The sequence below is a fragment of the Pseudomonas sp. YuFO20 genome (genome assembly GCF_035064975.1).
GTDB classification, from domain to species: Bacteria; Pseudomonadota; Gammaproteobacteria; order Pseudomonadales; family Pseudomonadaceae; genus Aquipseudomonas; species Aquipseudomonas putida_AE.
Genome location: NZ_JAXDEO010000081.1, coordinates 1 through 19,863 on the forward strand (window position 1 = coordinate 1; position 19,863 = coordinate 19,863).

Annotated in this window: 17 protein-coding genes; 7 read left to right on the forward strand and 10 right to left on the reverse strand. The window is 62.6% G+C overall.

Annotated elements, in window-relative coordinates:
* The 10 genes from SOP85_RS28240 to SOP85_RS28285 form a co-directional block, all read right to left on the reverse strand.
* On the reverse strand, nucleotides 1-728 hold a 728-nt coding region (locus tag SOP85_RS28240), incomplete at its 3' end, for an amino acid--tRNA ligase-related protein (RefSeq protein ID WP_323629000.1).
* A 95-nt stretch (nucleotides 729-823) separates the two neighbouring features.
* A protein-coding gene (gene prfB, locus SOP85_RS28245; protein ID WP_109790603.1) for a peptide chain release factor 2 occupies nucleotides 824-1,919 on the reverse strand; the annotation gives its coding sequence in 2 pieces (ribosomal slippage) (nucleotides 824-1,846 and nucleotides 1,848-1,919; 1,095 coding nt in all).
* 246 nt (nucleotides 1,920-2,165) lie between these two features.
* Entirely contained in the window at nucleotides 2,166-3,167 is a 1,002-nt protein-coding gene (locus SOP85_RS28250; protein ID WP_323608729.1) for a PleD family two-component system response regulator, read from the reverse strand.
* A 46-nt stretch (nucleotides 3,168-3,213) separates the two neighbouring features.
* Entirely contained in the window at nucleotides 3,214-4,224 is a 1,011-nt protein-coding gene (locus tag SOP85_RS28255; RefSeq protein WP_274077201.1) for a chemotaxis response regulator protein-glutamate methylesterase, read from the reverse strand.
* Entirely contained in the window at nucleotides 4,221-6,494 is a 2,274-nt protein-coding gene (locus tag SOP85_RS28260; protein ID WP_323629001.1) for a hybrid sensor histidine kinase/response regulator, read from the reverse strand. Before SOP85_RS28260 ends, SOP85_RS28255 begins: the two co-directional genes overlap by 4 nt.
* On the reverse strand, nucleotides 6,491-7,174 hold the full coding sequence (locus SOP85_RS28265) for a chemotaxis protein CheW (protein WP_323629002.1): 684 nt from the start codon (nucleotides 7,172-7,174) through the stop codon (nucleotides 6,491-6,493). The genes SOP85_RS28260 and SOP85_RS28265 overlap by 4 nt, the downstream gene beginning before the upstream one ends.
* Nucleotides 7,171-8,442, reverse strand: a complete 1,272-nt coding sequence (locus SOP85_RS28270) for a CheR family methyltransferase (protein ID WP_323629003.1) — start codon at nucleotides 8,440-8,442, stop codon at nucleotides 7,171-7,173. Before SOP85_RS28270 ends, SOP85_RS28265 begins: the two co-directional genes overlap by 4 nt.
* Complete coding sequence (locus SOP85_RS28275; protein WP_323629004.1) at nucleotides 8,439-8,975, reverse strand: chemotaxis protein CheW; 537 nt, start codon at nucleotides 8,973-8,975, stop codon at nucleotides 8,439-8,441. The genes SOP85_RS28270 and SOP85_RS28275 overlap by 4 nt, the downstream gene beginning before the upstream one ends.
* Nucleotides 8,975-10,597, reverse strand: coding sequence for a methyl-accepting chemotaxis protein (locus SOP85_RS28280; protein WP_274077206.1), 1,623 nt, complete (start codon nucleotides 10,595-10,597; stop codon nucleotides 8,975-8,977). The genes SOP85_RS28275 and SOP85_RS28280 overlap by 1 nt, the downstream gene beginning before the upstream one ends.
* A 198-nt stretch (nucleotides 10,598-10,795) precedes the next feature.
* A complete protein-coding gene (locus tag SOP85_RS28285; RefSeq protein ID WP_323608723.1) occupies nucleotides 10,796-11,518 on the reverse strand; it encodes a tellurite resistance TerB family protein in 723 nt (240 codons plus the stop codon).
* A gap of 189 nt (nucleotides 11,519-11,707) precedes the next feature.
* On the opposite strand from SOP85_RS28285, the gene SOP85_RS28290 reads away from it, so the two are divergent.
* The 7 genes from SOP85_RS28290 to SOP85_RS28320 all read left to right on the forward strand — a co-directional run.
* Entirely contained in the window at nucleotides 11,708-12,622 is a 915-nt protein-coding gene (locus SOP85_RS28290; protein WP_323608722.1) for a LysR family transcriptional regulator, read from the forward strand.
* A gap of 131 nt (nucleotides 12,623-12,753) precedes the next feature.
* On the forward strand, nucleotides 12,754-14,211 hold the full coding sequence (locus SOP85_RS28295) for a gamma-aminobutyraldehyde dehydrogenase (RefSeq protein ID WP_323629008.1): 1,458 nt from the start codon (nucleotides 12,754-12,756) through the stop codon (nucleotides 14,209-14,211).
* 83 nt (nucleotides 14,212-14,294) lie between these two features.
* Nucleotides 14,295-15,446, forward strand: a complete 1,152-nt coding sequence (gene ydcS, locus SOP85_RS28300; protein ID WP_323608721.1) for a putative ABC transporter substrate-binding protein YdcS — start codon at nucleotides 14,295-14,297, stop codon at nucleotides 15,444-15,446.
* 209 nt (nucleotides 15,447-15,655) lie between these two features.
* Complete coding sequence (locus SOP85_RS28305) at nucleotides 15,656-16,693, forward strand: ABC transporter ATP-binding protein (protein ID WP_323629005.1); 1,038 nt, start codon at nucleotides 15,656-15,658, stop codon at nucleotides 16,691-16,693.
* A gap of 1 nt (nucleotide 16,694) precedes the next feature.
* Entirely contained in the window at nucleotides 16,695-17,642 is a 948-nt protein-coding gene (locus tag SOP85_RS28310; protein ID WP_046816459.1) for an ABC transporter permease, read from the forward strand.
* Nucleotides 17,632-18,441: an ABC transporter permease gene (locus tag SOP85_RS28315; RefSeq protein WP_046816458.1), complete on the forward strand. Its 810-nt coding sequence runs from the start codon at nucleotides 17,632-17,634 to the stop codon at nucleotides 18,439-18,441. The genes SOP85_RS28310 and SOP85_RS28315 overlap by 11 nt, the downstream gene beginning before the upstream one ends.
* 175 nt (nucleotides 18,442-18,616) lie before the next feature.
* The coding region (locus SOP85_RS28320; RefSeq protein ID WP_323629006.1) for a gamma-aminobutyraldehyde dehydrogenase at nucleotides 18,617-19,863 on the forward strand (1,247 nt) is incomplete at its 3' end.

Below are 19,863 nucleotides of genomic sequence, written 5' to 3' on the forward strand. Positions count from 1 at the left end.
ACCAAGCGCTTGAGGTACAGCTCTGGCGCGATACGCAGGAACATTTCCATGTCCAGCGCGTTGTGGTGGGTTTCGAACGGCTTGGCTGCCGCGCCACCCGGGATGGTCTGCAGCATCGGCGTTTCCACTTCCAGGAAGTCACGCTTCATCAGGAAGCTGCGGATGTGGGCGATGACTTGCGAACGCACGCGGAAGGTCTGGCGCACGTCTTCGTTGACGATCAGGTCAACGTAACGCTGGCGATAGCGCTGTTCGGTGTCGGTCAGGCCATGGTGCTTGTCCGGCAGCGGGCGCAGGGATTTGGTCAGCAGGCGCACGTTGGTCATTTCAACGTACAGGTCGCCCTTGCCGGAACGGGCCAGGGTGCCTTCGGCGGCGATGATGTCGCCCATGTCCCAGGTTTTCACCGCAGCCAGGGTATCTTCGGACAGGGTCTTGCGGTTGACGTAGACCTGGATGCGACCGGTCATGTCCTGGATCACCATGAACGAGCCACGGTTGAGCATGATGCGACCGGCAACCTTGACCGGGATTGCAGCCTCTGCCAGCTCTTCCTTGGTCTTGTCCGCGTACTGTTTCTGCAGGTCATTGCAGTAGTTTTCGCGGCGGAAGTCGTTCGGGAAGGCATTGCCCTTGGCGCGCTCGGCAGCAAGCTTTTCCTTGCGCAGGGCGATCAGGGAGTTTTCTTCCTGTTGCAGGGCTTGCGGGTCGAGTTCTAGGTCGCTCATGTCTTTAAATATTCCATCTGGTTCGTTGTCCCCGGCCTGCGGCCGGGGATCGCCGGCAAGCCGGCTCCTACAGGGGATCGCGGTGTGTCAGTGTATTACAGACCGGATTTCAGGCTGGCTTCCAGGTATTCGTCGATATCGCCGTCGAGTACCTTGTCGCAGTCGCTGCGCTCGATGTTGGTCCGCAGGTCCTTGATGCGCGAGGCATCGAGGACGTAGGAACGGATCTGGTGACCCCAGCCGATGTCCGACTTGGTGTCTTCCAGCGCCTGGGACGCGGCGTTGCGTTTCTGCATTTCCTGCTCGTACAACTTGGCCCGCAGCATTTTCATGGCGGTGTCCTTGTTGGCGTGCTGGGAACGTTCGTTCTGGCAGCTGACCACGGTGTTGGTCGGTACGTGGGTGATACGTACGGCCGAGTCGGTGGTGTTTACGTGCTGACCACCGGCACCGGAGGAACGATAGGTGTCGATCCGCAGGTCTGCCGGGTTGATCTCGATTTCCACCTTGTCATCGATCTCGGGGGAAACGAACACAGCAGAGAACGAGGTGTGGCGACGGTTGCCGGAGTCGAACGGACTCTTGCGCACCAGGCGGTGCACGCCGATTTCGGTACGCAGCCAGCCAAAGGCGTATTCGCCCTTGATGTGCACGGTCGCGCCCTTGATACCGGCGACTTCACCGGCCGACAGCTCCATGATGGTCGCGTCGAAACCGCGTTTATCGGCCCAGCGCAGGTACATGCGCAACAGGATGTTGGCCCAGTCCTGTGCTTCGGTGCCGCCGGAACCGGCCTGGATGTCCAGGTACGCGTTGTTCGGGTCCATTTCATGGCTGAACATGCGGCGGAATTCCAGCTTGGCCAGACTTTCCTCGAGACGGGCCAGCTCGGCGACGACATCGCCCACTGCGCCTTCGTCGTTTTCTTCGACGGCCATGTCCAGCAGGTCACGGCAATCGGCCAGACCGGTGTTCAATTCGTCGAGGGTGTCGACGATCTGCGCCAGCGCAGCGCGCTCGCGCCCCAACTCCTGGGCGTATTCAGGCTTGTTCCAGACACTCGGATCTTCAAGCTCGCGATTGACTTCAGTCAGACGCTCATGCTTTTGATCGTAGTCAAAGATACCCCCGAATGGTTTCGGAGCGCTCGGACAGGTCCTTGATGGTGTTAAGGATCGGGTTGATTTCCATGGCGGGCAGCACTCGTTGGCGAACTTTTGAAAGCCGGCGAGTATACCGGCAAACGGCCGAAAACGGCAGTCCGCCTGGCCGAAAAGACGTGGTTACAGGGGATCTTTGCGATGACGCAGAACCCTGTGGGAGCCGGGCTTGCCCGCGATGAGGGCCTGACAGCCAATACTTTCGTCGACTGACATACCGTCATCGCGGGCAAGCCCGGCTCCCACAGGTTCTATGTCGTTTGGTAGAAATTGCAGATCACTCAATCCCCACCTGATTCCGCCCATTGTGCTTCGCCAGATACAGCCCCTTGTCCGCCGCCGAGATCAATTCCCGGCAATTGCTGCCTGCCGTCGGGGTGATGGTCGAGAGGCCGATGCTGATGGTCAGGCTCGAGCCTTCGGTCGGGGCTATATGCGGGATCTTCAGCGCCGCCACGGTCATCCGTAGTTTTTCCGCCACCAGGCGCGCGCCGCCGAGGGAGGTGTTGGGCAGCACCAGGGCGAACTCTTCGCCGCCGTAGCGGGCCGGCAGGTCGGAAGGCCGGGCGCAGGCGTCACGAATGGCCGCGGCGACCTGGCGCAGGGCTTCGTCGCCTTCCAGGTGGCCGAAGGTGTCGTTGTAGGTCTTGAAGTAGTCCACATCGATCATCAGCAGCGACAATTGGCTCTGCTCGCGCAGCGAACGGCGCCATTCCAGCTCCAGGTACTCATCGAAATGCCTACGGTTCGACAACCCGGTCAGGCCGTCGGAGTTCATCAGGCGTTGCAGCACCAGGTTGGTGTCGAGCAGCTGCTGCTGGCTGACCCGCAAGGCGCGGTACGCCGCATCACGCTGCAGCAGCGTCATGTAGGAGCGCGAGTGATAGCGAATGCGCGCGACCAGTTCGATGTTGTCCGGCAGCTTGACCAGATAATCGTTGGCCCCGGCCGCGAACGCCGCGCTCTTGATCAGCGGGTCTTCCTTGGTCGACAGGACGATGATCGGAATGTCCTTGGTCGCCGGGTGTTTGCGGTATTCGCGCACCAGGCTCAGGCCGTCGAGGCCGGGCATGACCAGGTCCTGCAGGATCACCGTCGGCTTGATGCGCACGGCATGGGCAATGGCCTGGTGCGGGTCGGCGCAGAAGTGGAAGTCGATATTGTCTTCGTTCGACAACCCGCGCCGAACTGCCTCGCCGATCATGGCCTGATCGTCCACCAACAGCACCATGGCGGCATTTTCGTCAGTCTTGAAGTCGTCGAGCTGTAATTCATTCATGTGCGTTCACCTGAAACTGCTTGGGCCAGGATTGCTGTTGAGAGGGTCATTTGGGAAAAAGCTCCAGCAAACGAGGCGCTATCTTTTCCAGCGGGCGTATTTCCACTGCGGCATCGATGGCCGCAGCCGCCTTGGGCATGCCGTACACCGCACTGCTCTGCTGGTCCTGCGCGATGGTCAGGTAACCTTGCTGGCGCATGAGTTTAAGCCCTTGCGCCCCATCACGCCCCATGCCGGTCAACAAAACGCCAACCGCATCACCGTTCCAGTAACTGGCCACGCTCTCGAAAAACACGTCGATGGAGGGCCGGTAGATCTCGTTGACCGGTTCGGCCGTGTAGGCCAGGGTGCCGTTCTTCAACAAGCGAATATGGTGATTGGTGCCCGCCAGCAGCACGGTGCCGCCTTGCGGCGGCTCGCCCTCCTGGGCCAGGCGCACCTTCAGGCCGCTGGCGCTGCCGAGCCATTCGGCCATGCCGGCGGCGAAGACCTGGTCGACGTGTTGCACCAGCACGATGGCCGGGGAAAAATCCCGGGGCAGGCCTTTGAGCAGGATTTCCAGGGCCGCCGGCCCGCCAGCGGATGAACCGATGGCGATCAGGCTCTGGCGCGGGCCGCTACTGCGCGCGGGACTCGGTGCCGGTCGCTCCCGATTGCCCTTGTCGCCGATCAGCCAGCCGATGTTCATGATCTTGCGCAACAGCGGCGCCGCCGCGTCCTGGGCATTGCCCGCGCCGAGGGCCGGCGTGTCGACCACATCCAGCGCCCCGTGGCCCATGGCCTCGAATACCCGATGCACATTCTGCTGGCGATCAACGGTGACGATGACGATCGCGCAGGGCGTTTCAGCCATGATGCGCCGGGTGGCTTCCACGCCGTCCATTACCGGCATGATCAGGTCCATCAGGATCAGGTCCGGCGTCTGTTCGGCACACTTTCGCACCGCCTCCCGGCCATCGCCCGCCACCCAGATCACCTGATGTGCCGGCTCGAAGGCCAATGCCCGGCGCAATGCTTCCACGGCCATGGGCATATCGTTGACTATCGCGATCTTCATGCCCGTGCTCCTCCAATGAGCTCAACCACTGCATCGAGCAGGGCGTCGTCGTGAAAGCTGGCTTTGGCTAGATAATAGTCGGCCCCGGCGTCCAGTCCACGACGACGGTCTTCTTCACGATCCTTGTAGGACACCACCATCACCGGCAGCGATTGCAGGCGATTGTCCCGGCGCAACAACGACACCAGCTCGATGCCGTCCATGCGCGGCATATCGATGTCGGTGATCAGCAGGTCGAAATCCTCCGAGCGCAAGGCGTTCCAGCCATCCATGCCATCGACCGCCACGGCCACGTCATAACCTCGATTGAGCAACAGTTTGCGCTGCAGCTCACGCACGGTCAGGGAGTCGTCGACCACCAGGATCCGCTTGCGGGCCGCTTCGACGGCCTGGCTGCTGTGACGCGCGATGCGCTCCAGGCGCCCGGTGTTGAGCAGTTTGTCCACCGAACGCAGCATGTCCTCGACATCGACGATCAACACCACCGAACCGTCGTCGAGCAAGGCCCCGGCGGAGATATCCTGGATCTTGCCCAGACGCTCGTCCAGGGGCAGCACCACCAGGGTCCGCTCACCGATAAAGCGCTCGACCGCAACGCCATAAATCGTATCGCGCTCACGGATCACCACGACTTTCAGGGTTTGCTGAGCCAGCTGGTTCGCCGGGCGCTGCAGTAACTGGCTGGCCGCCACCAGTCCGACATGCCGGCCTTCGTGCCAGAAATGCTGGCGCCCCTCGACCTGGACGATATCCGCCGGTTCCAGATCGCACATGCGTTCGATGTGAGCCAGCGGGAAGGCATAGGCCTCGTCGCCCACTTCCACCACCAGGCTGCGCACCACCGACAAGGTCAGTGGCACTTCGAGATGGAAGCGGCTGCCCTCGCCCGCCGTCTGCTCCAGCACCACCGCGCCGCGTAACTGGCGGACCATGTGCTGCACCGCATCCAGGCCGACACCGCGCCCGGAGACTTCGGTGACCCTGTCGCGCAGGCTGAAGCCAGGCAGGAACAGGAACGTCAGCAGCTCCTCTTCACTCAGTTGCGCGGCGGTATCGGCCGGGGACAACTGGCGTTCGACGATGCTGCGCCGCACTTTTTCCAGATCGACGCCATGGCCATCATCGCTCAGCTCCAGCACCAGCAAGCCGGCTTGATGGGAGGCGCGCAGACGGATCACGCCTTCCTCCGGCTTGCCGGCCAACAGGCGTTGTTCCGGGGTTTCGATTCCGTGATCCACGGCGTTGCGCAGCAGGTGCGTCAGGGGCGCTTCGAGTTTCTCCAGTACATCACGGTCGACCTGGGTTTTCTCGCCCTCGATTTCCAGCCGCACCTGCTTGCCGAGGCTACGACCGAGGTCACGAACCATGCGTACCTGGCCGGTCAGGACATCGGCGAACGGCCGCATGCGACACGCCAGGGCGGTGTCGTACAACACCTGCGCACGCTGGCTGGCCTGCCAGGCGAACTCATCCAGCTCGGCGTTTTTTTCTACCAATAATTGCTGGGACTCAGCCAGGAGCCGGCGGGCATCTTCGAGGGTTTCCCGGGCTTCCAGGCTCAGGGCCTGGTCCTTGAGATGGACGTTGAGGTTTTCCAGGGCCCGCAGGCTGTTGCTCTGCATGCGCTTGAGCCGCTGCATGGTGGCCAGGTGCGGTTTGAGCCGCAGGGTTTCCACCAGGGATTTGCTCGACAGATCAAGCAGGCTGTTCAGGCGCTCGGCCGTGACCCGCAGCACGCGCTCGCCGTTTTCGGTAGTGCGCCGGGGCTGTTTCGGCGAGACCGGCAGCGGCTCCGGCTCTTCCATCACCGGTGCGGGCGCTTCGAGTTGCAGCTCTGCCATCAGCGGCGCGGCGGGTGCCAGGTTCGCTACCTCGGCAGCCATCGGATCGAGCAAACGCCCCATCAACGCGACATAGGCGTCGATTTCCGCAGGCCCCGACACACTGTTCGGCGTCGCGATGCGCATCAGCAAATCGGTGCCTTGCAGCAGCGCGTCGATGTGCTCCGGCCGCAGGTACAGGCGCCCTTCCTGGGCACTGACCAGGCAATCTTCCATGACATGCGCGACGCTGACGCCGGCATCGACGCCGACGATTCGCGCCGCGCCTTTGAGCGAATGCGCCGCACGCATGCACGATTCGAGATGATCGGCCTGGGTCGGATCACGCTCCAGCGCCAACAGACCTGCGCTGAGCACCTGGGTCTGGGCCTCGGCTTCCAGACTGAACAGCTCCAACAAAGAGGAGTCGCGCATTTGCTCGGGGGTCATGTGAGGCTCCGGGTCACGGCGGACAACAACTGCTGTTCATCCAGCCAACGCAGGCTGCGACCTTTGAATTGCAGCACGCCACGGGTGTACTTGGCACTGGCCTGCGCGCCGGAGCGGGACGCCGCGTCGAGGATGCGTTCGTCGATGGCATGAATCCCGTCCACTTCGTCTACCGGCACCACCACCGGACCGCCGTGGGAGGCAATGATCAGCATCCGCGGCATGACCCGCGCACCAGTGGCCACGCTGCCGACGCTATCGAGCCCCAGCAACTCGACCAACGAGAGGCACGCCACCAGCGCGCCCCGCACATTCGCCACCCCGAGCAAGGCCCGGGAGCGCTGATGCGGCAAGGAGTGAATGGTTTGCAACGGCGCCACTTCCACCAGGCTGCGGGTGGCGAGCCCCAGCCATTCTTCGCCGAGGCGAAACATCAGTAGCGAACGGGTTTGCACCTCGCTCTCGACCTCAACGGACACTGAGCCGCGGTCTTCCTGCTGCAACGCGTAACGGTCCAGCAGACGCGTTGCGGCCGCCGAATACACCGCGCAATTGCGGCAATGGATGTGTTCGATCAGCAGCGGGCAGGACTTGTCGCCATGGATGCCGATACGGTTCCAGCAATCATCGATGGCCTGGGCATCTTCATGGGTGACGCTCAAGGAGTCGGAGGCGATCATCGTTTACGCTCACTGTCAGCGGCGCGCTCGCTGCGGGCGGCGCGGTCCTGCAATCGTCTGGCTCCCGCGGTATCGCCCTGGGATTGCAGCAAGGCGGCAAGGTGCATCAACGCGTCGGCATGTTGCGGTTCGAGGTACAACGCCTTGCGATAAAAACCCTGGGCTTCGAGGACACTGCCGGCGACATCGCTGAGCAGTCCCAGCCAATAGAACACCTGGGCCACCGGTTCGTGGTGGCGCAGATAATGATCGCAGGCGGCGCGGGCTTCGGCACTCTTGCCTTCATTGGCCAGCGCGGCGACGTTGGCCAGCAGCGCGGCGGCCTCGAAGTTGTTCGGTTTAAGCGGGTGCGATGCCTGCGCAACGCTGGCGAACGGGCGCCGTTGAGTCGGTACCGGCGCAATCCGGCGCACAGGTTGCGGCATCGGCAACGGCGTGGGGACGAATGCCGGCAGAGGTTCGGGCTCTGGAGCGCTATGACGACTGAAGGCAAAGGACTGCGCGATGCCAATCGAGCGCATGCCCAGGCGCCCCAGCAGGCTGCCTTCGGCCGGGCCGATAAACAGCACGCCGTCGACATGGGTAAAGCGCTTGAGCACCTCGAAAACCTGCTTTTGCGTCGGCAGGTCGAAGTAGATCAGCAGATTGCGGCAGAACACGAAGTCGTAGGGCGGCTCGCTGGCGAGCAAGGCCGGATCAAGCAGATTGCCCACCTGCAGGCGCACCTGATCCAAAACCCGCGCGCTGAGTCGATAGCCGTCGTTCTCGGCGCTGAAATAGCGCTCGCGATAAGCAATGTCCTGACCGCGAAATGAATTCTTGCCGTACAACGCACGTCGCGCCTTGTCCACCGACAGCGGGCTGACGTCCATGCCGTCGACCTTGAACTGATGCGGCTTGAGCCCGGCATCCAGCAGCGCCATGGCGATCGAATAAGGCTCTTCACCGGTGGAACACGGCAGGCTGAGAATCCGCAGGGCGCGCATGTTGTTGAGATCGGCCAGGCGTCTGGTCGCCAGTTTCGCCAGGGTGGCGAAGGATTCCGGGTAACGGAAAAACCAGGTCTCGGGGACGATCACCGCTTCGATCAGCGCCTGCTGCTCGTCGCTTGAACACTGCAAGGTGCGCCAGTACTCGTCGGCCGTTTGCGCCTGGGACGCGGCGCTGCGTTGGCGCACCGCACGCTCGATGATCGCCGGGCCGACTGACGTCACGTCGAGGCCGATGCGTTCCTTGAGGAAATCGAAAAAGCGCTGGTCGCTGCTCATCGCTGCGCCTCCAGCCCGGTCAGGTCCAGGGGTGGCGTCGGGTACAACAGCGCACGCACCTGATCGTCCAGCAACTCGGCCACCCGCACCCATTGCAGCAATCCCTGGGTATCCTCACGCACGGGGCCCAGATACCGCGCCTGGGGGTTGTCCAGGCCATAGGGCTGAAAATCCGTCGGGTCGCAACGCAAGGTGTCGGTGGCCCGTTCCAGGATCAGCCCGAGCAATTGCGCCTCGGCGGTCGGATCCGGGCGGTAATGCACCAGCACTAACCGCGTGCTGGTGCGCGCCTGCGCGGGCGTGCCAAAAGCCAGGGCGCTGAGGTCGATGACCGGCACCACCGCGCCGCGATAGGCCAATACCCCGGCCACCCAGTGCGGCGCCTGGGCAATCGGCTTCAATGGCAGGCGCGGCAGCACTTCCGCCACCTCGATCGCCTGCAAGGCATAACGCTCGTGGCCGATTCGAAACACCAGAAACAGCGCCTGCGCCGCCTGTTTCACGACGACGCGCTTGGCCGTGAGTTCGCTCATCAGACTTTGAATCGCGAGACGCCGCTGCGCAGCCCTACGGCCACCTGGCTCAGCTCGTCGATGGCGAAACTGGCCTGGCGCAGGGATTCGACGGTCTGGCTGCTGGCATCGCCCAACTGCACCAGCGCGTGGTTGATCTGCTCGGCGCCGGTGGCCTGGGCCTGCATACCTTCGTTGACCATCAATACCCGCGGCGCCAGCGCCTGCACCTGATGGATGATCTGCGACAGCTGTTCACCGACCTGCTGCACCTCGAACATGCCACGGCGCACTTCCTCGGAGAACTTGTCCATGCCCATCACACCGGCCGACACCGCCGATTGAATCTCGCGCACCATCTGTTCGATGTCGTAGGTGGCGACGGCGGTCTGGTCCGCCAGGCGCCGCACTTCGGTGGCGACCACGGCAAAACCGCGACCGTATTCGCCGGCCTTCTCGGCCTCGATAGCCGCGTTGAGCGACAACAGGTTGGTCTGGTCGGCGACCTTGACGATGGTGACTACCACCTGGTTGATGTTTCCGGCCTTCTCGTTGAGGATTGCCAGCTTGGCGTTGACCAGGTCGGCGGCGCCCATTACCGAATGCATGGTTTCTTCCATGCGCGCCAGGCCCTGTTGCCCGGAGCCGGCGGCCACCGAGGCCTGGTCGGCGGCGGTGGACACTTCGGTCATGGTGCGCACCAGGTCACGGGAGGTGGCGGCGATTTCACGGGAAGTCGCGCCGATTTCAGTGGTGGTGGCGGCCGTTTCGGTGGCGGTGGCCTGTTGTTGCTTGGAGGTCGCGGCGATCTCGGTGACCGAGGTGGTTACTTGCACCGACGAGCGCTGGGCCTGGGACACCAGGGAGGTCAGCTCGGCCATCATGTCGTTGAAGCCGGTTTCCACGGCACCGAATTCGTCCTTGCGCTCAAGATTCAGGCGCGTGCTCAGATCGCCCGTGCGCATGATTTCGAGGATTTGCACGATGCGATTCATCGGCGCCATGATCGCGCGCATCAACAGCAGGCCGCAGAGGCCGGCGGCCAGCACGGCGAACACCAGGGAAATACCCATGATGACTTTCGCGGTGATCACCGCATCGTCGATGGCTGCAACAGCCTGGTCTGCCACGGCTTTGTTGTGACGCAGAATTTCGCTGAGCTTCATGCGCCCGGCCGTCCAGGTCGGGGTCAGCTCTTCGTTGAACATCCTGATGGCTTCGGCGTCCTGATTGCGTTTATGCAACTCGGTAACGGCAATCAGGATCCGGTGGTAATCCGCGTGGAGTTTTTCAAAGGCGGCGTACTCGACCTTGTCCTCGTCCGTGGTGACCGTCTGGCGATAAAGCTCCATCTGGTCCAGCAGACGCGCGGAGAAGTCCTTGAAGTCTGACGCATCCTTGGTGGTGAAGCCCTGCCCCTGTTCCAGGCCGAGCATCTCCAGCATCCGCAGATAACTGTCGGACCAGGCGCCGCGCACCATCGAGCTGTAATACAACCCCGGCAGCGCATCCTCACGAACGCTGGCTTCGCTGCTCTCGATCTTCAACAGGCGCGAATACGAGACGACCACCATCAGCAACATGATGGCGATAATTACCGCAAAGCTCGCCAAAATGCGTTGGCGCAACGTCCAGTTCTTCACAGTCAATCCTCGGGGGCATTTCGAAATGCGGGGAGTATAGCCGAGGGCACTGTTTCATTTATAAGACGGTTGCGCCAGTTCTTATCCCGTGGGCAAAAAAGCGTGATTGACAGGATCAAAGTCAAAAGATCGCAGCCTTCGGCAGCTCCTACGCGCCTGTGGGCGCCGCCGCAGGCTGCGATCTTTCAAGGCAGACGCCTACAAGGAAGCCTGGCGAACCTGTTTCTCCAGCTCGGCCTTCAATCCCGGTTCCAGCTTGAGCTGGCGCGCCAGTTCATCGAGGTAGGACTTCTCCATGAAGCTCTCCTCATCCACCAGCATCACGCTGGCGATGTACATTTCCGCAGCCATTTCCGGAGTGCTGGCGGCGCGGGCAACATCGCCCGGGTCCAGCGGTTTGTTCAGTTCAGCGTGCAGCCAGTGTTGCAGCTCCTGGTCGTTGTCGAGCTTGCTGAACTCGCCTTCGATCAGCTCGCGTTCGCGCGCATCGACATGACCGTCGGCCTTGGCTGCGGCCACCAGGGCCTTGAGAATCGCCTGGCTGTGCTGCTCGACTTGCGCCGGCGGCAATCGATCGAGGGTTTGCGGTTCGGTCCTCGGCGCCGTGCCCTGCTGGGCCTGCCAGTTGCCGTAGGCCTTGTAGGCCAGAACGCCCAATGCAGCGAGACCGCCATAGACCGCAACCTTGCCCCCGACCTTGCGCGCCTTCTTGTTACCCAGCAGCAGGCCCATGGCCCCGGCGGCCAACGCCCCCCCGCCCGCACCGGAGAGCAGGCTGCCGAGACCGCCCGAGCCTCCGGTGCCGCCGAGTAACCCGCCCAATCCTGCGTTGGACGAGGTGTTACGGGCACCACCGGTCTTGTTCTGCAACATGTCCTGACCGGATTTGAGTAGCTGGTCGAGCAATCCACGGGTGTTCATTTTCCGCCTCCACTAAAAGGTACAACCAGACCTTAAGGCCACCAGCCTAGATCGAAAGTGCCCGAAAACGGCCTGTTAGATTGCTTCCAGATGTTGCTCACGCTTTGCGCAGGTGACTTACAGCTACCCTCTAAAAAAACGATATACACTCGATAAAATCTATAAAACTGCCCACCGGGTACGCTCTTCATGATGACCTTGCGTCAAATCCGTCATTTCATTGCCGTGGCCGAGACCGGCTCGATCTCCGCCGCCGCGCAAACCGCGTTCATTTCCCAGTCCACCCTGACCCTGGCGATCCAGCAACTGGAGCAGGAAATCGGCGTCGGCCTGTTCAATCGCCACGCCAAGGGCATGACCCTGACCCATCAGGGGCACCAGTTCCTGCGCCAGGCGCATTTGATCCTGGCTACCGTGGACAACGCCAAGCGCAGCCTGCAACAAAGCACCGACCAGGTGGCCGGGCAGTTGATCGTCGGGGTGACCAGCCTGGTGGCCGGTTACTATCTGGCGGACCTGCTCACGCGTTTCCAGCGCGCCTACCCCAACGTCGAAATCCGCGTGATGGAAGACGAACGCCCTTACATCGAACACTTGCTGGTCAGCGGCGAGATCGATGTCGGCGTGTTGATCCTCTCCAACCTCGAAGACCGCCACGCCCTGCAGACCGAAGTGCTGACCCATTCGCCCCATCGGCTGTGGCTGCCGGCCCAGCACCCGCTGCTGGAACACGACAGCATCAACCTTGCCGACGTGGCCCGCGAACCGCTGATTCAATTGAACGTCGATGAAATGGACCGCAATGCCCAGCGCATGTGGACAGCCGCCTCCCTGCAACCGCGCATCACCCTGCGCACCGCCTCGACCGAAGCGGTGCGTAGCCTGGTGGCTGCCGGCCTTGGCGTGTCGATCCAGCCCGACATGACTTACCGGCCATGGTCACTGGAGGGCGACATCATCGAAGCGCGGCCGATTGCCGACCTCAGCCATACCTTGGATGTCGGCCTGGCCTGGCGCCGCGGGACCGCGCGCCCGGCCCTGGTGGACCCGTTCCTGACGGTCGCCCGCGAGCAACCCCACGGCGGGCGCAAGCCATCTATTTAATCGAACGCCGCCTTCAGTATTTAGAATTTGTCGACCTCGGGTCTGCGCACTAGTCTTGATGCATCCATATAAGACGGCCAGCCCCAGTCACAGGGAGCAACATGGCCACACAAGAAAAGAGAACCCGCAAAATGGCTGGCGCGCAGACCCCGTTGTTCACCGCATTGTTGATCGAGGGTGAATTGGTCGCCGGGCAAGGCCGTGTCGAACCGATTCTCAACCCGGCCACAGGCGAAGTCCTGACGCACATCGCCGAAGCCAGCACCGAACAAGTCGAAGCCGCCATCCTCGCCGCCCACCGCGCCTTTGCCGGGTGGTCGCGAACCACGCCGCAGCAGCGCTCGAACCTGTTGCTCGATATCGCCAACGCCATCGAAAAAAACGCCGACCTGCTCGCCCGCCTCGAATCCCTGAACTGCGGCAAGCCGTTGCATCTGGCCCGTCAGGACGACCTGAGCGCCACGGTCGATGTGTTCCGCTTTTTCGCGGGCGCCGTGCGTTGCCAGACCGGCCAGCTCAGCGGCGAGTACCTGCCCGGGTACACCAGCATGGTGCGTCGTGATCCTATTGGAGTGGTTGCGTCCATCGCGCCGTGGAATTACCCAATCATGATGGCCGCGTGGAAAATCGCCCCGGCCCTGGCCGCCGGCAACACCCTGGTGTTCAAGCCATCGGAGCACACCCCCCTGTCGATCCTGGCGTTGGCCCCGGCGCTGGCCGAGATCCTGCCGCCCGGCGTGATCAACATTGTCTGCGGTGGCGGCGAAGGCGTCGGCAGTCATCTGGTCAGCCACCCCAAGGTGCGCATGGTGTCGCTGACCGGCGATATCGTCACCGGGCAGAAAATCCTCCAGGCCGCGGCAAAAACCCTCAAGCGCACGCACCTCGAACTGGGCGGCAAAGCGCCGGTGATCGTCTGTAACGATGCCGACATCCAGGCGGTGGTCGAAGGCGTGCGCACCTACGGCTACTACAACGCCGGGCAGGATTGCACCGCCGCTTGCCGGGTGTATGCCCAGGCCGGCATTCACGACCGCCTGGTGGCCGAACTCGGCGCGGCGGTCAGCAGCCTGCGTTTCGCCGGCAAACGCGATGCCGACAACGAAATCGGCCCGCTGATCAGCACCCGCCAGCGCGACCGCGTGGCCAGTTTCGTCGAACGCGCCCTCGGCCAGCCTCATATCGAACGGGTGACCGGTGCGGCGGTGCATTCCGGCGCCGGCTTCTATTACCAGCCGACGTTGCTCGCCGGTTGCAAGCAAGGCGATGAAATCGTCCAGCGCGAAGTGTTCGGGCCGGTGGTCACCGTGACCCGATTCGATCAACTCGAACAAGCCGTGGACTGGGCCAACGACTCGGAATACGGCCTGGCCTCCTCGGTCTGGACCCAGAACCTGGACAAGGCGATGCAGGTCGCTGCGCGCTTGCAATATGGCTGCACCTGGATCAACAGCCATTTCATGCTGGTCAGCGAGATGCCCCACGGCGGGCTCAAGCGATCGGGCTACGGCAAGGACCTGTCCAGCGATTCGCTCCAGGACTACAGCGTGGTGCGGCACATCATGGCCCGCCACGGGCAACATCTCTGACTACGCTAATAACAAGCCGATAGCGGCATGCTTCACCACGTTCACCACTGCCCCGACCATAATTTGAAGAAGAGGGAAATTCCATGTTCGTGCACAAGACCGCACTGCTCAGTGCAATCACCACCGCGCTGCTGGCCAGTGCCAGTGTCCAGGCCGCCGAGCCGTTGCAGGCTGTCGGTGCCGGCGAAGGGCAACTCGATATCGTCGCGTGGCCCGGCTACATCGAACGTGGCGAAAGCGACAAGGCCTACGACTGGGTGACCGGTTTCGAGAAGGAAACCGGCTGCAAGGTGAACGTGAAAACCGCGGCGACCTCCGATGAGATGGTCAGCCTGATGGCCAAGGGCGGTTATGACCTGGTGACGGCGTCCGGCGACGCTTCCTTGCGCCTGATCGTCGGCAAGCGAGTGCAGCCGATCAACACGACGTTGATCCCGAACTGGAAGAACCTCGACCCGCGCCTGAAAGATGCGCCGTGGTATGTGGTCAACAACCAGACCTATGGCACCCCGTACCAGTGGGGTCCGAACGTATTGATGTACAACACCAACGTATTCAAGACCGCGCCCGACAGCTGGGGCGTGTTGTTCAATGCCGAAAACCTGCCGGATGGCAAGCCGAACAAGGGCCGCGTGCAGGCCTATGACGGCCCGATCTACATCGCCGACGCGGCGCTGTACCTCAAGACCGCCAAGCCGGAACTGGGCATCCAGAACCCCTACGAACTGACCGAAGCGCAATACAAGGCGGTGCTCGATCTGTTGCGCGCGCAGCAGCCGTTGATCCACCGCTACTGGCACGACACCACCGTGCAGATGAGTGACTTCAAGAACGAAGGCGTGGTGGCGTCCGGGGCCTGGCCGTATCAGGTCAACGGCCTGGTCAACGAGAAGCAGCCGATCGCCTCGACCATCCCGAAAGAAGGCGCCACCGGGTGGGCGGATACCACCATGCTGCATGCCGAAGCCAAGCACCCCAACTGTGCCTACAAATGGATGGACTGGTCACTGCAACCGAAAGTCCAGGGTGACGTGGCGGCGTGGTTCGGTTCGTTGCCAGCGGTACCGGCCGCGTGCAAGGAAAGCGAACTGCTCGGCGCCGAAGGTTGCAAGACCAATGGGTTCGACCAGTTCGACAAGATCGCCTTCTGGAAAACCCCACAGGCCGAAGGCGGCAAGTTCGTGCCGTACAGCCGCTGGACCCAGGACTACATCGCGATCATGGGCGGCAGATAGTTTGTGAGATGGCACCGCCCCTGTGGGAGCGGGCTTGCTCGCGAAGAGGCCATCACATCCAGCATTGATGTTGCCTGACACACTGCATTCGCGAGCAAGCCCGCTCCCACAGGGGATCTCTACAGTCAGCACACCGTATTCGATTCAGATTTTTCAGAAGTCCAGGCAGGGCCGCTGCGACGGCCCTCGCCTTTTCGGAGCACCGCACCATGACGCTTGCAGTCCAGTTCACCAACGTTTCCCGTCAGTTCGGCGAAGTGAAAGCCGTTGACCGGGTTTCCATCGACATCCAGGACGGCGAGTTCTTCTCCATGCTCGGGCCCTCAGGCTCGGGCAAAACCACCTGCCTGCGCCTGATCGCCGGTTTTGAACAACCGAGCGCGGGCTCAATCCGCATTCATGGCGAGGAGGCCGCCGGCCTGCCACCGTACCAGCGTGACGTGAACACTGTGTTCCAGGATTACGCGCTGTTCCCACACATGAACGTACTCGACAACGTCGCCTATGGCTTGAAAGTCAAAGGCGTCGGCAAAACCGAACGCCGCAAACGCGCCGAAGAAGCCCTCGACATGGTCGCCCTCGGCGGTTACGGCGAGCGCAAACCGGTGCAACTGTCCGGTGGCCAGCGCCAGCGCGTAGCCCTTGCCCGCGCCCTGGTCAACCGTCCGCGTGTGCTGCTGCTCGACGAACCCTTGGGCGCGCTCGACCTGAAGCTGCGCGAGCAAATGCAGAGTGAACTGAAGAAGCTGCAACGCCTGCTCGGCATCACCTTTATCTTCGTCACCCACGACCAGACCGAAGCGCTGTCGATGTCCGATCGCGTCGCCGTGTTCAACAAGGGTCGCATCGAACAGGTCGATTCGCCGCGTAACCTGTACATGAAACCGGCAACCACCTTCGTCGCCGAATTCGTCGGCACCTCCAACGTGATTCGCGGCGATCTGGCGCAGCAGTTGAGCGGCAATCCACAACCGTTTTCGATTCGCCCGGAACACGTGCGTTTCGCCGAAGGCCCACTGGCCGCGCACGAAATCGAAGTCAGCGGTTTACTGCACGACATCCAGTACCAGGGCAGCGCCACACGTTATGAACTGAAGCTGGAAAATGGCCAGACCCTGAACATCAGCCAGGCCAACAATCAGTGGCTCGATACCAGCGCGCAACATCAGACCGGGCAACGCCTCAGCGCACGCTGGGCGCGTGAAGCGATGATCCCGTTGCACGACACCATCGTGGGTGGGGTGTGAAATGACCAGCGTCGCTCTCCCGCAAAACCCGGCCAGTGGCTCGCCGTTGCGCCGATTTTCCAACCTGTTGTATCGCCGGCCGAACCTGTACCTGTCGATGCTGCTGGTGCCGCCGCTGCTGTGGTTCGGCGCGATCTACCTCGGCTCGTTGCTGACCCTGTTGTGGCAAGGTTTCTACACCTTTGACGACTTCACCATGGCGGTCACCCCCGATCTGACCCTGGCCAACTTCGCCGCACTGTTCCAGCCATCGAACTTCGACATCATCCTGCGCACCTTGAGCATGGCGGTCGTCGTCTCGATCGCCAGCGCCATCGTCGCGTTCCCGATTGCCTACTACATGGCCCGCTACACCACCGGTAAGACCAAGGCGTTTTTCTACATCGCGGTGATGATGCCGATGTGGGCCAGTTACATCGTCAAGGCGTATGCCTGGACCCTGTTGCTGGCCAAGGGTGGCGTGGCACAGTGGTTCGTCCAGCACCTGGGGCTGGAGCCGGTCTTGCAGTTCATCCTGGGCATTCCCGGCGTCGGCGGCAGTACCTTGTCGACCTCGCACCTGGGACGCTTCATGGTGTTCGTCTACATCTGGCTGCCGTTCATGATCCTGCCGATCCAGGCCTCACTGGAACGCCTGCCACCGTCCTTGCTGCAAGCCTCGGCAGACCTCGGCGCCAAGCCACGCCAGACCTTCATGCAAGTGACACTTCCGCTGGCGATTCCGGGCATTGCCGCAGGTTCCATCTTCACCTTCTCGCTGACCCTGGGCGACTTCATCGTGCCGCAACTGGTGGGCCCGCCGGGCTACTTCGTCGGCAGCATGGTCTACGCCCAGCAAGGTGCGATCGGCAACATGCCGATGGCGGCCGCCTTCACCCTGGTGCCGATCGTGCTGATCGCCATTTACCTGTCCATCGTCAAACGACTGGGGGCCTTCGATGCACTCTGAAAAAGCATCCCTGGGTTTGCGCATTGCAGCCTGGGGCGGGTTGGTGTTCCTGCACTTCCCGATCCTGATCATCTTCCTGTACGCCTTCAACACCGAAGACGCGGCGTTCAGCTTTCCGCCCAAGGGCTTCACGCTGAAGTGGATCGGCGTGGCGTTCTCGCGGCCCGACGTACTGGAAGCGATCAAGCTGTCTTTGCAGATCGCTTCGATTGCCACGCTGATCGCCATGGTCCTCGGCACGCTGGCTTCGGCGGCGCTGTATCGCCGGGACTTCTTCGGCAAGCAAGGCATCTCGCTGATGCTGATCCTGCCGATCGCCCTGCCAGGCATCATCACCGGGATCGCGCTGCTGGCGACGTTCAAGACGCTGGGCATCGAGCCGGGGATGTTCACCATCATCGTCGGCCACGCGACCTTCTGCGTGGTGATCGTCTACAACAACGTCATCGCCCGCTTGCGCCGCACCTCCCACAGTCTGATCGAAGCCTCGATGGACCTCGGTGCCGACGGCTGGCAGACCTTCCGCTACATCATCCTGCCGAACCTGGGCTCGGCGCTGCTGGCCGGAGGCATGTTGGCGTTTGCGCTGTCGTTCGACGAGATCATCGTCACCACTTTCACCGCCGGCCATGAACGCACCCTGCCGCTGTGGCTACTCAACCAGCTCAGCCGCCCCCGGGACGTGCCGGTGACCAACGTCGTGGCGATGCTGGTGATGATGGTGACCATGCTGCCGATTCTCGGCGCCTATTACCTGACGCGGGGCGGTGAGAGCGTGGCGGGTAGCGGCGGGAAATAACAGACAACTCAGCCACTGAAGAAACCGAATCTTGTAGGAGCTGGCTTGCCAGCGAAAGCGGTGTGTCAGCCGACATCAATGTTGAAGGTGATGGCCCCTTCGCGAGCAAGCCCGCTCCCACATTTTGAGCCGGTTCCTTCAGAGGTAAAACAACAGTTCCAAAGAGGACAAGACCATGCAAACCCAACTCTTGATCAACGGCCAACTCATCAACGGCGAAGGCCCCGCCCAACCGGTGTTCAACCCGGCGCTGGGCCGCGTGCTGGTGGAAATCAACGAAGCCAGCGAAGCCCAGGTCGATGCCGCTGTGCGCGCCGCCGATGCTGCGTTCGACAGCTGGTCGCAGACCCCGCCCAAGGAACGTTCGCTGCTGCTGCTCAAACTCGCCGACGCCATCGAGGCCCACGGCGAAGAGCTGGCCAAGCTGGAATCGGACAACTGCGGCAAGCCCTACAGCGCCGCGCTCAACGACGAGATTCCGGCGATCGCCGACGTGTTCCGCTTTTTTGCCGGCGCCAGCCGCTGCATGAGCGGCTCGGCCGGTGGCGAGTACCTGCCCGGCCACACCTCGATGATCCGCCGCGACCCGGTGGGGGTGATCGCCTCCATCGCGCCGTGGAACTACCCGCTGATGATGGTCGCCTGGAAAATCGCCCCGGCCCTCGCCGCCGGCAACACGGTGGTGCTCAAGCCGTCGGAACAGACGCCGTTGACCGCCCTGCGCCTGGCACAACTGGCGTCGGAATTCTTCCCCGCTGGCGTGCTCAACCTGGTGTTTGGCCGTGGTCCCACGGTCGGCAGCCCGCTGGTCACCCACCCGAAAGTGCGCATGGTGTCGCTGACAGGTTCCATCGCCACCGGCTCGAACATCATTTCCAGCACCGCCGACAGCGTCAAGCGCATGCACATGGAACTGGGCGGCAAGGCCCCGGTGATCATCTTCGACGACGCCGACATCGAAGCCGCCGTGGAAGGCATCCGCACCTTCGGTTTCTACAACGCCGGCCAGGACTGCACCGCCGCCTGCCGCATCTATGCCCAGGAAGGCATCTACGACAAATTCGTGGAAAAACTCGGCGCGGCGGTCAGCAGCATCAAGTACGGCTTGCAGGACGATCCGGCGACCGAGCTCGGCCCGCTGATCACCGCGCAGCACCGCGACCGCGTGGCCGGGTTCGTCGAGCGCGCCGTGGCGCAGCCGCACATCCGCCTGATCACCGGCGGTAAAGCGGTGGACGGCAATGGCTTCTTCTTCGAACCGACGGTGTTGGCCGATGCTCAGCAGGACGACGAAATCGTGCGGCGCGAAGTGTTCGGGCCAGTGGTGTCGGTGACCAGATTCACCGATGAGGCGCAGGTGCTGGGCTGGGCCAACGACTCGGACTACGGCCTGGCGTCATCGGTATGGACCGCCGACGTCGG